Below are 15,476 nucleotides of genomic sequence, written 5' to 3' on the forward strand. Positions count from 1 at the left end.
AAAATGATGGAGATTCTGAAAGAGAAAATCTTTTTCTATTTTTCAAACCTATTCACCCTTGTTTTCAATTGGTATAGATTTAAAGAAAAACTGAAAATGAGGGCTTGTTAAGGAGAGACTACTTAGACTTGCTACGTCTTGCCGGCAAATTGAAGCAACCTCCAATACTTAGCTCAATGCCAAAAAAAACCTTCCCCAAAACTGAGGAAGGCTTCTTCTACATTAAATAATCGATCTATTTTTTGATCAATTTTCTTGTCATAACTCCTTGCTTGGTCACCATTTTAATGATGTAAATTCCCGGAGTTAAATTGCTTACATCCACTGATTTTGCATTTCCGTTTATGTTTTTCACCAAATTTCCGTTCATGCTGAAGATTGAAATGTTCTGGATTTCAGAGTCATACTTCAAGAAAACGGTATGGGTTGCCGGATTTGGATAAATCGCAATTTCCAGATCTTTGGTTGCATTTTCAGTTGCCAAATTCGTGGTGTCATACACAGTCTTGATGTAGTACAAATTAGTGGTATCACCCTTCGTAATCGTAGTCAAACCAGCTGGAAGATTCGGAATTGAAATCACGCCGTTTCCTGCTGCCGGAACAGTATAGGTAATTCCGTTCACTTTAATTTTTCCTGCAAAAGTAGGATCAAAAACCAGGGTTAAAGTTGATGTTTTTGTGGTTGTGTGATGAATGTCTGTTGCGGTCTCAATTTTTAGCCTTTTGGTTAAGGTAAGCCCGTCATAACTGGTTGAGCCGTCTGTGGAATTCATGTTTCCGCTGATGGAATAATAATTGTCCGGATCCACTTTTCCATCGGTAGTGAAGTTATGGATAAAGATATTTTGGTCGGATACCGCACCCACAGTAATAGCTCCCGAACCTGAAACCGGCGTGCCTTCTGTTCCCACCGTTGTTACCGTAAATGAAACATCTGCGGTCGGTATTCCGGAAACCGTTACTGTTTTTGAAATCATGTCTTTTGTTACAATGATTCCCGCAGCTGGCAATCCTGTCACATTTACGTCGGTAGCAGTTCCGCCCCACGAGAAAATCATATTTTCAATTGCTGTTCCGGGTAGAACCGTCTGCTCATTATTATTTGGAATGGTCAATGTCTGCGAACTCACCACAACTGGAGTTTCCCCTTGCACAAAAATCATTTGGCTTTGATAATTCAACAACATGGCCTTTAAACCGGCATTAACATCAGAAGAAGTGTCATCAACTGCATTGTTAAAAACCCACTTCATATCGCCACCGTCAACTCTACCCGCAAATTGCATCACTTTTGTTTTCGCGGTTTCCGGGTCATCAACAACGAGATTTTTGATGTAATGTGCCGGATCCGTATCGAAATTATTGTAAGCATTTCCACCTTTTTTTGATTTGATGGTATTGCTGATGACCTCATTTCTGGAATTGGCTACATATGCGTCAAATTCCACCGGGAAATTGGCCGCGTCATAAGGTACAAAACGGGTTTGTCCGCTCATCGTGTTATTGAATGCTTTGATCATTCCGCCGTCCTCACTGGAAAAAGTTCCGCCGGCACCACCAAAAATATCAGTTCCTTGCATAGAGATCAACATCGGATATTTTGCGTTTCTGAAGTAGTTTCCTTCCAGAAAGAGGGAAGACGCCATTGTAGAACCTGAACCATATTTGGAATTTCCGTCAAAATAATTGTTGTATATGTGTGCCGAGTAATATCTGACTCTTGGGTGTCTGGAATCTGAATGGTCGTACCAGTTGTGGTGATAAGTCACAAAAAGTCCTGCAGCGGTTCCTTCGCTCAGACCTAAAAGATTTGCCTTTCCGCTGTCCCAGAAATGGTTGTAAGAAAGTGTCACATAAGTGGATTTTTTCACGTCCAGTGCACCGTCACCTTTCACCTGATCTGCCGCACCGCCCGGCATTCCATAGAACATATCATTGTTGTGGACCCAGATATGATCGTTTCCTTGTTGCAATCCTACATTATCTCCTTCAGCAGCATCGGTCAGCATGAATCCTAAATTCCTAACTTCCACATTGGATGCGTTTTTAATTCTTATTCCCCATCCGTTTGCATAGGCATCATTTCCTACTCCTTCAAAAGTAATGGAACTTGTTGCCAGATTATTGTTTTCAATGACGATATCTCCGTTCAACATATAATTCAAATCGGTGATGTTTCCAACCAGTCGCACTGCTAAAGGTCGGCTGTCTTTCCCTTTTTTGAAGCCATCCAATATCGTCTGCAAACCCACACATGGATTTGCGGTAGCTCCGGTAACATTTAAGGAAACCGTATTTTTGGTATTTTGCGTAATGTAAATAACTACCGCATTGCTTTTCAAGGTGCCGTCCATATTATATGCACCGGGAATTCTTCCGCCTTGATGCGCAAAACCCGTTCTGTCATGCGGCAAAACGGCAATTGGATTGGAAACCGCAGCGGGACCTTCCACTCCTCCAACTACTGCTGCAACCTTGATCGTGTAATTTCCTGCTGCGAGTCCCAGGATATCGGCACGGAAATAACTTCCATAACTTCTGATGAGTGGGTCGTCAATTTTTTTGTCGGTTACGCCCATTCCCGAGTAGTAAACATTGTAGCTTTCTGCACCGGTTACCGGTTCCCACTTTACATAAGCGGTTTCCAAAGAGCCCGATTGCTGGGTAATGTTTACATTCTGCCCGGAAATGGTCAGGAAGGCAAACATCAAACTTAAGATGGATAAAAATTTTGTCATGAGGTACTAAAGACTTTTTTGTTAGTATTTTTATGTAATGGATTACACAAAGTTATAGCTATTTTGAAATCTCACAATATTTTTCTGGTATTTTTTGAAAGTATATGGAAATTCTTTATTTTACAGTGATTTTTAACAATATTGATCGGTCATGAAGGTGGTGAAATGATTAATTTTGCCTCATTCTAATAGAAATAAATGTTCCAAAAATGACATTACATGGCTTAAATGTTGTAGATTTGTGTAATCGATTGCTAATAAATTTGGCAATTCATCATCAGTATGATGGAAAAGTGTAGGTCATGAAATCCATTCCTCTTTTGGTTTTCCTGTTTTTATTTTCTTTGAATTTTGCACAGGTTCAGAAGGATACCGCCTTTACCTTGCGTTCAGAGATGGTGAAGGTGGCCAGAAAATTCCCATCGGCAAAATTGGTCAAAATAGAATCATCTGAAAAGGTTCAGGAAATCATAAACATCGAATATCAACAGTTTCAAGGAAGAAGTTTATTCCTGGATGCTTTTTTGGGGAATTCCACCCATAGAAATCCTGCGGTAATCCTGATTCACGGCGGAGGATGGAAATCGGGTTCCAAAGAGATGATGTATGCTTTAGCCAGAAGCATTTCACAAAAAGGATTCAATTGCTTTGCGGTGGAATACCGCCTTTCCGGTGAAGCAGAATATCCCGCAGCAATCCATGATGTGGTCAAAGCTATTTCTTATGTGAAGAAAAATGCCACACGATTTCATATTGATAAAAACCAGATTTCGCTCCTCGGAACCTCTTCCGGTGGACAGATAGCCGCATTAATTGGCGCAAAATTTCCGGATTTGGTTCATTCAGTGATCGACATCGACGGAATTCTCGCTTTTCATCATCCGCAATCTAAAGAAGGGGAATCCGCCGAAAAATGGTTGGGAGGAACTTTCGAACAAAATCCCGAAATTTGGAAAGATGCTTCACCTTTAATGCACGCCGAAAAAGTGAAAATTCCATATCTTTTTATCAATAGTCAGTTCGGGCGGTTCCACGCCGGACAAGATGAAATGGTGGGAATTTTTAGAAAAAATAAGATCAGATACGACATCAAAACCATTGAAAACTCACCACATACTTTTTGGATGTTTGATCCTTGGTTTGATCCCGCTATAGACCACATCCTGAAATTTCTAAACGATCAATTTAAGAATTAATCCATATCAACAATATATTCAATGAAAATAGCAAATTCAATTCTGGCAATTTCGGCAGTTTCTTTCATGCTCAACTGTACCGCCACAAAAAATGCTTCCACTGCAAGTAAAAACGGGAAAACCTATGCGGAAATCTCAGAAAAAGTGGGTGGTTCATGGAATGGCAGAAAATATTCCGGCGGAACCTTCAAAAACGTAAAGACTTTGACGCTCAATCCGCTTCACACGGACCATTCTTTCGATATCCGCTATGAAGGTCCAGGTTGGGAGAGCAACAAAATCGGTTACCGGCTTTATTTGGATTGGAGGAACGCCATTGACATTTATGGCAAAAAGACCGAAAATATCGTACTGCAGAACGTGGGGCAAGATGGTTTCGATTCCTATCACGAGATAAGCGATTGGGGAGGAGATATCCTGAAAGTAGGAAAAGGATTGGGAATTGGCGCGATTGGAAGAATGGTAAATGGCGAAATGCTCCATTTCAATGAAGTTGAAAAAACCAGCGCTTCCGTGGAAAATAACAGATCAGACTCCAGAGTTTTTATCAGTTACAAGGGTTGGAAAACCAATGGACAAGCTACTGATTTCACTTCCGAACTCACCATTTTCCCGGATCAAAGATACACCAAACACACCATCCAAAGCAGCAAAGCGCTCGACGGAATCGTGACAGGAATCGTGAATCTCTACAAACTTCCATTAATTCAAAAAACGGTTCCTAATGGAAAATGGGGCTATATCGCGACTTATGGAAAACAAACTCTGTTCGATGACTACCTGGGAATGGCGGTTTTCTACCAAATTTCTGATGCTGAAGATGTTTTTAAAGGAAAAGACGATTACCTCATTCAGTTTAAACCAACTACCCGAAAAATCACGTTCTACTTTCTCGGAGCTTGGGATAAAGAACCAAACGGCATCAAAACTGAATCCGAATTCTTGAGCTATTTGGATGTGAACCTGTCCAAATTAAACGCGGGAAACCCATTAAAATAAATAGAAATGAGAAAGGTAAAGATGGAAAAATTCCTCACTGTTTTATTTGGTTTGCTGTTTTTGACCGGATGCAAACCGCGGTCAGAATCGGCTGAAAATTATTCTGAAATTCCGGCAAACAGGAAATGGTCCGAGCGAATGGCTTTGACGCTGATGAAAAAATATCCGGAAGCCTACATGATCGACGATAAAACCGCCCCGAAATGGGATTATGTGCACGGTCTGAATATGATTGCTTTTGAGGAACTCTATGCGAAAACGGGTGATCAACCATACATCGATTATGTGAAAGGTTATGCGGATGCAACCATCGGTAAAGACGGAAAAATCCCATCCTACAAGTTTGATAACTTCAATATTGATATGATTATTGCCGGACATCATTTGTTTGACCTTTATGCAAAAACGAAAGACGGGCGGTATTTGACTGCTTTAAAAACCTTAAGATTGCAGTTGGAAAAGCAGCCGCGAACTTCGGAAGGAGGTTTCTGGCACAAAAAAATATATCCGAACCAAATGTGGCTCGATGGACTGTATATGGGTGCTCCATTTTATGCCCGTTACAGCAAAACTTTCGAAAATGGAGACCAACTCGATGATGTGGCGCTGCAGTTTGAGTTGATTCAGAAACATCTTCTCGATCAGAAAACCGGGCTCTTTTACCATGGGTGGGACGAATCCCGAAAAATGGCGTGGTCTGATCCGGAAACCGGAACTTCCCCCAATTTCTGGTCCCGTTCGCTCGGTTGGTATGCGATGGCTTTGGTAGACGTGTTGGATTATTTCCCGGAAAATCATCCGAAACGGCCGGAATTGATATCCTATTTAAACGACCTTTCCAGTGCATTGGTGAAGTATCAGGACAAATCCGGATTGTGGTATCAGGTGACGGATCAGGGAAACCGCGATGGGAATTATCTTGAAGCATCCGGTTCGGCCATGTTTGCGTATGCTTTTGCGAAAGGTGCAAACAAAGGATATTTGCCAAAAGAATTTAAAACTGTTGCCAACAAAGCTTTTGATGGTTTGGTCAATGAACTCGTGAAAGTTTCTCCGGAAGGATATGTCACCTTGACGAATGTTTGTGCAGTGGCCGGATTGGGCGGAAATCCTTTCAGAGATGGTTCTTTTGAGTATTATGTGAATGAAAAAAAGAAAGATAATGACCCAAAAGGAACCGGACCGTTTATATTGGCGGCATTGCAGCTGGATCGGTAAATTACTTGGGCAATCCAGGTTTTTTTGCTCGGCTTCCTGTCAAATGGAGCGTCGCGAAGGTCATTTGACAGTACGTCTGCCTTTTTTTGTGCCGGATTTAGACGCCGGGTTTGACCTTGTCAACTGGTTTTTCCGATATTTAAAAAGTCCAATATTTCCAAAATAGAGAAAAATTGACTGATCAATTTCTTTGCGCCTTAATTTTGAAGCGGTAAATAATAAGGGAGCCACTGCGTTTTATGACATCGGTTGGTAAAGAAATTCTGGTGGTTTCCTATCCAAATAAATTTAGTGTAAAAATGAATCTCCGAACCCTGTTTTTTCTCATTTCGCTGTTTGTAATTCAGATGGTAAACAGCCAGCTCATCGATAAGAACTGGGTGAGATTAGCGGCAACAAAAGACGAAAACTTCCTGAAATCTCCGGAAGCCAGAAGAATTGCCGAAAATGTCTTGAGCTATCAGAAAAACAACGGCGGTTGGGAAAAAAATGTCCCGATGCACAAAGTGTTATCCGATGACGAAGTTCAAAAACTCCTCCGTTCCAAAAACGATTTCACGGTAACTACGATTGACAACGATGCCACTACTCAGGAAATGCGGTTTTTGGCCAATGTTGCTCGGTTTCAACCCGATGAAAGGTACAGAACGGCATTTTTAAAGGGAATAGATTATCTGCTGAAAGCACAGTATGAAAATGGAGGTTGGCCTCAGTTTTATCCCATCCAAAGCAATTACAGTTCGCACATTACTTATAATGACGATGCCATGGTGAATGTTCTTTTTCTCTGGCAGGAACTTTTGGAGAAAAGACAGAGTTTCCCAATTTCGATTCCGGCTGAAACTTTTCCTGAAATCCAAAAATCTTTCTACAAAGGAATCGACATCATCCTAAAAACCCAATACCGCCAAAACGGAAAACTCACGGTTTGGTGCGCCCAACACGACGAATTTTCTCTTTTCCCGGCAAAAGCCAGAGCTTATGAATTACCTTCCTTAAGTGGAAAAGAATCGGCAACTCTGGTGTTATTTTTAATGTCGCTGAAAAATCCCTCGCCAGAAGTGATCCGTTCGGTGGAAAGTGCCGTGAATTGGTTTAAAATCAATAAAATTACCGGCTTCAAGGAAGTGAGAATTGATGGCGACAAAAAGTGGGTCAAAGACCTAAATGCAATCCCGATTTGGGCACGTTTCAGTGATTTGGAAACCAATGAACCTTTTTTCTGTGACCGGGATGGAATTAGGAAAAAGTCTTATTCGGAAATCGGTTTTGAACGAAGAAATGGCTACGCCTGGTTTACAGACGCACCTTCACAGGTTTTGGAAAAGTACGGTGCCTGGAAAATGGAAAATGTGAAAACCTTGCCCGACAAAAATTTATACACCGTTTCGAAAGATGGAACAGGAGATTTTGACAACATTCAACAGGCTATCGATCATTGTAAATCTTTTCCGGAGGAACGAATCACGATTTTCATTAAAAACGGAATTTATGAAGAGAAAGTAAAACTTCATCAATGGAATACGAACCTGAAAATTTTGGGTGAAAGCAAAGAAAAGACCATCATCCGTTTTGGTGATTATTTTGCGAAGATGGACAAGGCGAGAAACAGCACTTTTTTTACCCCCACGTTCTTGGTGGAAGGAAATGACGCGATTCTGGAAAATTTAACCATCGAAAATTCTGCCGGAGAAGTGGGGCAGGCGATCACCTTGAGCATTGTCGCAAACCGAACCGCAATTGTGAACTGCAGACTTCTGGGAAATCAGGATACGCTGTTTCTAGATCAGGAGGCAAAAATTTTAATAAAAGATTCCTACATTGAAGGAACTACCGACTTTATTTTTGGAGGAGCCACTGCATTTTTCGAAAATTGTGAAATCCACAGCAAGAAAAACTCATTCATCACTGCACCTTCAACCCCGAAAGGAAGCGGGTTTGGTTTTGTTTTCACCAATTGCAGACTGACTGCAAGTGAAGGCCTGAACGAAGTTTATCTGGGAAGGCCCTGGCGGAATTTTGCACAGTCGGTGTTCATCAATTCCGATTTTGGAAACCATATTTCACCAAAAGGTTGGGACAATTGGAATAAAAAGGAAGCGGAAAAGACCACATTTTTTGGTGAATTTGGAAATACAGGAAAAGGTGCAGATTTAAGCGGTCGGGTTTCCTGGTCGAAAAAGCTGTCTGAAAAAGAAGCCCTGAAATTCACAAAGAAAAATGTCCTGAAGGATGAACTTAGAAAAAACTGGTATAAAATGGCGGATCAAAAATAATAAGGTCAACATAAAATCATTTTGTTTGATCACTTTTTTTTGACGACTTAGGAGATTTTTGCGTTAAGAAAAATGGGAATCTCCTCGGCAAAAATCTAATGATAATGACCTGAAAATTTCCTTTGTTTCAAGGGCGGGAAATAATATGGAACGGAGAAATTCATTGTGAATCCGCGCTAGTTTGGAAATTCTCTTGAATAAATTTTAATTTTTTAGCAATCCGCCATCGCGGATCGCCGATTCCATTAAAACAATAAACAAGATGAGGCAAACCGACGAAGTAGGTTCGCCGATTCCATTAAAAATATAAACAAAGATGAGGCAAAAAGATCCCGTCTTGATCTTTTGTTACTTTTGCATCAAGGCAAAAATAAAAGAAAGAAAAACATAATAAATGGTCCCAATGAATATTTTTAAATTTCTTGTTTTTTTAATGGTAATGGCCGGTTGCGCCACAACCAATCCGTCCAAAAAGATCACTATTCACACCATCGGCGATTCCACGATGGCGATAAAGCCCGATACCGACAAAAATCCCGAAAGGGGATGGGTTCAGGTTTTGCCGCAATTTTTTACCGGGAATGTCCGGATTTTCAATCATGCCGTAAACGGAAGAAGCACCAAAAGTTTCCGGGAACTGGGACATTGGAAGCCGGTTTTGGACTCGCTGAAAAAAGGGGATTACCTCTTCATCCAGTTCGGTCACAATGATGCGAAAGAAACCGATCCAACCCGATACACGAATCCGCAGACTTCTTACCGGCACAATTTGATCCGCTACATCGAGGAGGCACGTTCCAAAGGTGCGGTTCCGATTGTGTTTTCTTCCATTGCGAGAAGAAAATTCAACAAAGAGGGCGTTTTGCTCGATTCACATGGAAATTATACACTGATTGCGAGATTGGTCGCGCAAGAGATGAAGGTGCCGTTTTTCGATATGCAGTACCTCACCGAAAATCTGGAAATGGAGTACGGAGCAGAAGGTTCCAGGAAATTACATCTGCATTTTGCCCCAAACGAAATTCCGTATTATCCCGAAGGAAAGACTGATGATACCCATCTTTCGGTTTTGGGAGCAACTGAAATCTCGAAACTTTTTGTACAGGAGCTGAAAAGGCAGCATCATCCGCTGGTAAAATACTTGAAATAATATTTTTTCGGCGCTGCTCCGTATCGGTTTTCATGATGTTTACAAATTCATAAACAGCTTTGGATGGACCGGAACTGTATTATTATAACTTCGTAATGAAAGTGCGGTTCTGTTTCAGCCGATATTTCCCGATTTTCCAATCACGTCGTTTACTTTCCGCTGAACATTTTATGAAAAAAACCAGAAAAAATCTGTTAAATTTCACGACGCAAATTTATAGGTATCCATATAGGGCGTCCCTCGTCTGATCACAGCGAAAATCCTACTGATAAGTTTGACTCTGCACCACAATGGATTCCCGGTTACTCATGACTTGCCTTCTTTCATGGCTTTGTTTTGATCAAGAATAAAGTTTTCCTGGACGGATGCAAAGTCAGGAGAATCTGTACAGCCGGATCAAGAGGTAAGCTTCGGAAAAAGGACTTAAAATAAGGTTGCAGCTCCTTCGGTGTTGGTAAGGTTTTCAGCTTCCAGTTCTGGATCATATTCGGGGTAGAGGAAGTATTCTACCGGAACGTCATCAAGCCAGGTGTATTGGTTGTGTTTCGATAACAGGATGGGCATCCTTTTTTTGGTATTGTGAATTTCCGCCATCAGTGGATTGGCGTCTGTGGTGCCGATGGTCACGGTCAACAATTCTTGGTCTGTGGAGGGATCTGTCCAGATATTGTAAAGTCCTCCGATGGTGAAGATGTTCTGGTTTTTAATTTTAATTAAATAATTGTCTTTCTGTTTTCCTTTAGAATCCAGATGTTTCCATTCGTGGAAGCCATTCACGGGAATCAGGCAACGGTTGCTTACCGAATTTTTGAAGGTGGGTTTATCGTGGACTTCCTCCATTCTGGCATTCAGTGTTTTTTTGGCAAATTCCCGGTCTTTTGCCCAGGACGGTAAGAAGCCCCACTGAGCAGGAATAATATGGTTGGGTTCGCGGTCAAGAATCACCGGTATTTTTGGGTTGGCAAAACCATTGATTCTGAATTCCTTATGATAGGGTTCTCCCTGATAGGTCGCATCGAAGAACTCTTCCAGTTCCTGCGCTTCGGATAATAATGAAATGTAGTAGCACATTTTTAAACAGGCTTATAAAATGTTCAAAGGCTTTTTGCTGTCCAGTTCAATTCGTAGGTATCACAACTTAATCCTGTGACAGACATCCTGAAAGTTCCTGATGCCTGTTTTCCATTGATCAGACCATTGATGTTGAACCGGAAAGCTGATGAACCACCATTTTCCGGCTCCACGATGATACTTTGTATCTTACCCTGATGCACAGGAAAACTTTTTGTGGGTCCTGCCGTGATCAATTCGGTAGATCCTGCACAACGCCAGTAGCCTTCAAAAGTAAAATCTTTTATTTCTTTACCGTTTGAGGATAAAATAAAACTCATTTTTGCGCCTTTATATCCATTCGAAAACGTTCCCGTAAATTTTTTCTGTGCAAATGTGTTGACGCTTAAAAAAAATAAGGCGATGATAAAAAACCTTCTTTTTGATTTCATAGGTGTTGATTTTTTGAAAATTAAAATTAATCAGAAATTATTCAATATTTAAGACTGAAAAAACAGGCAGCTCAATTTAAAAAAAACATTCGGCAGTACGGTTCCGGAATTCAAATACTTCCGGATGAGCCAAGGTACATTCCTTGTAAAAAAAACTGTTTCTTTATATTGATCCCATTTAATCAGTCGGGTTTTGAGATTGGGATCTGTTTCAATACTATTCCGCCATTACTCATTACGAATATAATAAATATTGAATGAAGTACGGATGGAAAAAAAATATTGCCGAATAGGTAAGCTGAAAAAAATAGATGAGCATGGTGACTTTGCGCATCGGGGACTCGTAGGAAAACCAAGCCGGATCACTGCTTTCGCATCAGGTTCTCCGGGTGAAATATCATCATGGTCGGGGGTTGAAAGTAAGTTGCGTATTTTTCATAACCCGCAGATTAAGATATACATTATGTGTAAATATAGGTTTTCATTAAAGGATTGGCAATCAGTGAAAATCATGATTTTGGGTGATGAATAAATTGCGTATATTTGGAGTTAGCGGTCAGTGTAAAACGAAAACGAACAGAAATGAAAAGACAGAATTTAAATATCGTAATTGGACTTTTATTATTAGTGTTGACTTCCTGTAAGACGACACAAACAAGTATGATTATCGCAGAAAATTATGACGAAAAGAAGAATCAAACGACATTGACTTTGTTTCCCTATGGTAATATTGTTTTTCCAGACAAATGGACAAAGACAAGTTACAACCAAGTAAGCAAACAGCATTTCTTTACAAACAACGACTCAACAACTTTTGCTGTAACTAAAAATCCAAAAGATAAATATCCGTTTTATAAAACCAATCAAACAGACAATGAATTCGTAACTGACTTTGTAAAATGGGACGCAGAATATTGGGAAAAACAAGGTTTGACGGTTACTACTATTGACAACCAAGCAAACAAGGGTTACATTTTATGGCAAGCAAAAAGTGACGAAAAGAACGTGAATACAATCTTTCTTTTTGGCTCTAAGAACGGCTTGACTTACAACTTTTCAGGAAGTTCAAAAAATTGGACAGAAGGAAAAATTAAAGACTTTTTAGTTCAACTATTCAATGACAACTAAGACGACAGAGAAAGAACACCGAACCGCTAATAACTAAGCTTTCGTTTTGTCTGAAAGACAAGAAATGAAAGCCCGTTGAACGGAAGCTCCGGTGGCTTTTCAGCAGTATGATGGTCCTATTATGGGGATTTCGTTTTTAGCATTCAGAGCTACAAAGCAGTTTTTTAGAATTACTGCTTTTTTTTGTGGCGTTTGATAGCCTTTGGAAGGGGGTCCTGTCTGCCGACAGGCAGGTTCTGCGGATTGATTATCAAAGGTGCGTTTGTTTCTGCCCAGGATGGAAATATTTCTCTCGAAGCGTTGCAGGAGTTCGGCAAAACCGTTAACTTCGCTCGAAGCACGGTTGAGGAATTTGTTTGTCCTTTCGACTGCGGTCAAGGCAGGTCTTAAATCTTCAGTAGATTTTTTTTGTAGCCATTTTATGGGTTTTTAAAAGGTTAATAAAAACAAAGTTAATGAAACGGTGAATGGGAAAAGCTACCGGAGGTTTAGTTCAACAGCCGTTTTGCAAAAGCGGGGGTTTCGTGCTTCTATGAAAGTGATGTGCTAAATTCAAGCTTTATGCATCTAATGAAGTTTAGTGTTGAAAATCCCCGCCTTCGCAAAGCGGCAAAACATTATCTGCAATTCCCCTACTCGAAATCGGAGTTGTTTTTAGCCGCTAACGAAGAAATTTTTACTATTTTGGATAATCAAATAGTCAAAAAATGAAAACATATAACTATTTGATTATCAATGTTTACATTTAACGTTAGTCAGAATTTCAAAGCGACTGTTAAATTAATATTATGAAATATTTTCTTTTAATAATTTTTCTATTAACAATTAATTCTATAAATGCCCAATCAAATATAGAATTAATAAATAATTATGAGAAAAAAGCTGCTGAATTAGAGAAAGATGGAAATTATTTTGAGGCAATAAATTATTATTACACAATTTCTCAAATGGACACTTTTCGTAATGGTGAAAATGCAATAAAAAAGATTGAAATTTTAATTCCTAAATGTCGCGAATTATTCTATCAGGAAATAAAAGGAAAATGGAAACTTAAAAAAAAGTTCGATTTAGATTATTACTCGAATATTAAATTCACAAAATTTATTAAAATCGAAAATAACACTATTACTTTTTACGAAAATTCAAAAAATATGGTTTCTCAAATAAATTTAGAAAATCAGCCTTTTTCTTATAATATGTTTGCAGGATTTCCATCGTTAAAATTAGGAAAAGAAATTTGGAGCTTTTCTGTTCGTAAAGTAAATGGACAAAAAAGATTATGTTTAAGAAAACATGTAGATAAAAATGGAAATTTAATTGGACTTCTAGATGATAGAGGAATAATTATTAATAAAAGAAAAAGAGAAAAAGCCCTAAAGCAAGAAATCGACATATATTACATCAAAAAATAAATACTGCAGATAATAACCCAGCTTCCGTCTTGTCCGCAGGACAAGAGATGAAAGCCCGTTGAACCGAACCTCCGGCAGTTTTTCAACAGCATAATAATCCTCTTATAGGGATTTCATTTCTAGAATTTAGAACTACAAAGCAATTCTCAAAAGGACTGCTTTTTTTTGTGGCGTTGGCTAGCCTTTGGTAGCAATTCCTGTCTGCCGACCGGCAGGTTCTGCGGATTGATTATCGAAGGTGCGTTTGCTTCTGCCCAGGATGGAAATATTTCTTTCAAAGCGTTGCAGGAGTTCGGCAAAACCGTTAACTTCGCTCGAAGCACGGTTGAGGAATTTGTTTGATCTTAAATCCTCAGTAGATTTTTTTTGTAGCCATAGTAATGTTTTGATTGTTAAAAAAAACAAAATTACTAAAACGGCGAATGGGAAAAGCTACCGGAGGTTTAGTTCAGCATCGTATTGGCAATAGGCGGGCTGAACGGCTTCGTATCAATGGAAGTGCAAAATTCAGCTTTCGTTCTTTGATTAAAGTTCAGTGCTAAAAATCCCGCCCATCGTCAATACGCGGCACGTTATGTGCAATCGCATTAAAAAACTGCTTCAAATTACGGATTTCCGTAATGAAATGAATTTTTTTACAAATATTTTTGTAGCAATAACGGAAAAGTAATTTTAAATCATAAACTATGGCATTTTTAGATCACAATGGTGAAAGTGAATTCCCATTTAACAAAGACAATGTATTTAATGCAATGTGTGAAGCAATTCCTAAAATTGATGGAATGAAGATTGAAAACGCAGACAAATTATCTGGAAGAATTCTTGTTAAAGCAGGAGTAAGTCTTTATAGTTGGGGAGAAAACATTCCTATACAACTTACAACAATTTCTGAAAATTTAACAAAAGTATCAATAACATCTTCCCCAAAAACCGGAATAATGTTTGGAGGAGCTTTTGATATGGGAAAAAATAGAAAAAATATTGAAAGAATTTTACAAGCCACTTCAAATGTTTTGGTAAACAGAAATCAAATTACTGAAAATCCTAAAACAGAAAATTCTCAACAAACTCAATTCTCACAACCGCAACAACCACAAAATTTCAGTTCCTCAAATTATACACAGCAAAACAGCAATTTCAATCAATCCAACACTAAAAAATGGTATAATAAAAAATGGCTTGTAATTATACTTTGCATAATATTTTTTCCAATTGGTTTATATGCTTTATGGAAAAGTAATGTTTTTTCAAAAGGTTGGAAAATCGGAATAACAGCATTCATTGCCTTTGCATTTTTTTACAACTTAATGGATGATAAAAAAAGCTCAAACACGAGTAATATTTCAACTACTGATAAGACCACAGAAACTTCTAGACAAACGGTAATTGAAACGCCAAAAGAAAAAGAATGGACAAAAGTTTATAGTTTTTCAGGAAATGGAATGAAAAAATCTCCAACATTTGAACTTACAGGAAACGAAGCAAGAATTAAATATAATTATAAAGCTGATGGTGGATTGGGAATGGGAATGTTTGCTGTCTATGTTGTTGATGAAGGTGATGATATAATGAAAACAGGTGGAGTTCCAGAAGTTATGTCACAAGCAGAAAATGAAGAAAGCGAAAGCACAATTCAAAAAAGTGCAGGAAAATATTATTTAAACGTGAATGCTTCTGGAAACTGGACTGTAACAGTTGAAGAACTTAAATAATTGCGACTGCACAATAACTAATCTTTCGTTTTGTCTGCAAGACAAGAAATGAAAGCCCGTTGAACGGAAGCTCCGGTGGCTTTTCAGCAGTATGATGGTCCTATTATGGGGATTTCGTTTTTAGCATTCAGAGCTACAAAGCA

The 15,476-nt window shown here is 39.0% G+C and carries 12 protein-coding genes; 9 read left to right on the forward strand and 3 right to left on the reverse strand.

Annotation, left to right across the window (positions count from 1 at the left end):
* Positions 1-235 precede the first annotated feature (235 nt).
* On the reverse strand, positions 236-2,740 hold the full coding sequence (locus L0951_RS13260) for a T9SS type A sorting domain-containing protein (protein ID WP_234111741.1): 2,505 nt from the start codon (positions 2,738-2,740) through the stop codon (positions 236-238).
* A gap of 302 nt (positions 2,741-3,042) precedes the next feature.
* On the opposite strand from L0951_RS13260, the gene L0951_RS13265 reads away from it, so the two are divergent.
* From L0951_RS13265 to L0951_RS13285, 5 genes are all read left to right on the forward strand, one after another.
* Positions 3,043-3,936 carry an alpha/beta hydrolase gene (locus tag L0951_RS13265; RefSeq protein WP_234111742.1) on the forward strand — a complete coding sequence of 298 codons (894 nt, stop codon included), beginning with the start codon at positions 3,043-3,045 and terminating at the stop codon, positions 3,934-3,936.
* A gap of 21 nt (positions 3,937-3,957) precedes the next feature.
* Entirely contained in the window at positions 3,958-4,935 is a 978-nt protein-coding gene (locus tag L0951_RS13270) for a DUF4861 family protein (RefSeq protein ID WP_234111743.1), read from the forward strand.
* Between the two features lie 6 nt (positions 4,936-4,941).
* Positions 4,942-6,153 carry a glycoside hydrolase family 105 protein gene (locus L0951_RS13275; RefSeq protein ID WP_234111744.1) on the forward strand — a complete coding sequence of 404 codons (1,212 nt, stop codon included), beginning with the start codon at positions 4,942-4,944 and terminating at the stop codon, positions 6,151-6,153.
* A gap of 299 nt (positions 6,154-6,452) precedes the next feature.
* The gene (gene pelA, locus L0951_RS13280) at positions 6,453-8,429 is read left to right on the forward strand and encodes a pectate lyase (RefSeq protein WP_234111745.1); all 1,977 of its coding nucleotides are present in this window, start codon (positions 6,453-6,455) and stop codon (positions 8,427-8,429) included.
* A gap of 403 nt (positions 8,430-8,832) precedes the next feature.
* Complete coding sequence (locus tag L0951_RS13285; protein WP_234111746.1) at positions 8,833-9,579, forward strand: rhamnogalacturonan acetylesterase; 747 nt, start codon at positions 8,833-8,835, stop codon at positions 9,577-9,579.
* Positions 9,580-10,002: 423 nt separating this feature from the next.
* Here the strand turns inward: L0951_RS13285 and L0951_RS13290 are convergent, their stop codons facing one another.
* Together L0951_RS13290 and L0951_RS13295 are read right to left on the reverse strand one after the other, a co-directional pair.
* Positions 10,003-10,650, reverse strand: a complete 648-nt coding sequence (locus L0951_RS13290; protein WP_234111747.1) for an SOS response-associated peptidase — start codon at positions 10,648-10,650, stop codon at positions 10,003-10,005.
* Positions 10,651-10,673: 23 nt separating this feature from the next.
* A complete protein-coding gene (locus tag L0951_RS13295) occupies positions 10,674-10,970 on the reverse strand; it encodes a hypothetical protein (RefSeq protein ID WP_234111748.1) in 297 nt (98 codons plus the stop codon).
* Between the two features lie 379 nt (positions 10,971-11,349).
* On the opposite strand from L0951_RS13295, the gene L0951_RS13300 reads away from it, so the two are divergent.
* The 4 genes from L0951_RS13300 (at position 11,350) to L0951_RS13315 (ending at position 15,333) form a co-directional block, all read left to right on the forward strand.
* Complete coding sequence (locus L0951_RS13300) at positions 11,350-11,613, forward strand: hypothetical protein (protein ID WP_234111749.1); 264 nt, start codon at positions 11,350-11,352, stop codon at positions 11,611-11,613.
* Between the two features lie 50 nt (positions 11,614-11,663).
* On the forward strand, positions 11,664-12,209 hold the full coding sequence (locus L0951_RS13305; protein ID WP_234111750.1) for a hypothetical protein: 546 nt from the start codon (positions 11,664-11,666) through the stop codon (positions 12,207-12,209).
* A gap of 788 nt (positions 12,210-12,997) precedes the next feature.
* On the forward strand, positions 12,998-13,621 hold the full coding sequence (locus L0951_RS13310) for a hypothetical protein (protein WP_234111751.1): 624 nt from the start codon (positions 12,998-13,000) through the stop codon (positions 13,619-13,621).
* A 686-nt stretch (positions 13,622-14,307) separates the two neighbouring features.
* On the forward strand, positions 14,308-15,333 hold the full coding sequence (locus L0951_RS13315; protein WP_234111752.1) for a hypothetical protein: 1,026 nt from the start codon (positions 14,308-14,310) through the stop codon (positions 15,331-15,333).
* The last annotated feature ends 143 nt before the right edge of the window (positions 15,334-15,476 follow it).

The organism is Chryseobacterium sp. R2A-55, from assembly GCF_021401085.1.
In the GTDB taxonomy this organism is placed as follows: Bacteria; Bacteroidota; Bacteroidia; order Flavobacteriales; family Weeksellaceae; genus Kaistella.

What these genes read in the sequence shown, in the direction of transcription:
- L0951_RS13260 (WP_234111741.1), bottom strand. Translation starts at nt 2,740, where the DNA reads ATGACAAAATTTTTATCCATCTTAAGTTTGATGTTTGCCTTCCTGACC.
- L0951_RS13265 (WP_234111742.1), top strand. Translation starts at nt 3,043, where the DNA reads ATGAAATCCATTCCTCTTTTGGTTTTCCTGTTTTTATTTTCTTTGAAT.
- L0951_RS13270 (WP_234111743.1), top strand. Translation starts at nt 3,958, where the DNA reads ATGAAAATAGCAAATTCAATTCTGGCAATTTCGGCAGTTTCTTTCATG.
- L0951_RS13275 (WP_234111744.1), top strand. Translation starts at nt 4,942, where the DNA reads ATGAGAAAGGTAAAGATGGAAAAATTCCTCACTGTTTTATTTGGTTTG.
- pelA (WP_234111745.1), top strand. Translation starts at nt 6,453, where the DNA reads ATGAATCTCCGAACCCTGTTTTTTCTCATTTCGCTGTTTGTAATTCAG.
- L0951_RS13285 (WP_234111746.1), top strand. Translation starts at nt 8,833, where the DNA reads ATGAATATTTTTAAATTTCTTGTTTTTTTAATGGTAATGGCCGGTTGC.
- L0951_RS13290 (WP_234111747.1), bottom strand. Translation starts at nt 10,650, where the DNA reads ATGTGCTACTACATTTCATTATTATCCGAAGCGCAGGAACTGGAAGAG.
- L0951_RS13295 (WP_234111748.1), bottom strand. Translation starts at nt 10,970, where the DNA reads ATGAGTTTTATTTTATCCTCAAACGGTAAAGAAATAAAAGATTTTACT.
- L0951_RS13300 (WP_234111749.1), top strand. Translation starts at nt 11,350, where the DNA reads ATGGAAAAAAAATATTGCCGAATAGGTAAGCTGAAAAAAATAGATGAG.
- L0951_RS13305 (WP_234111750.1), top strand. Translation starts at nt 11,664, where the DNA reads ATGAAAAGACAGAATTTAAATATCGTAATTGGACTTTTATTATTAGTG.
- L0951_RS13310 (WP_234111751.1), top strand. Translation starts at nt 12,998, where the DNA reads ATGAAATATTTTCTTTTAATAATTTTTCTATTAACAATTAATTCTATA.
- L0951_RS13315 (WP_234111752.1), top strand. Translation starts at nt 14,308, where the DNA reads ATGGCATTTTTAGATCACAATGGTGAAAGTGAATTCCCATTTAACAAA.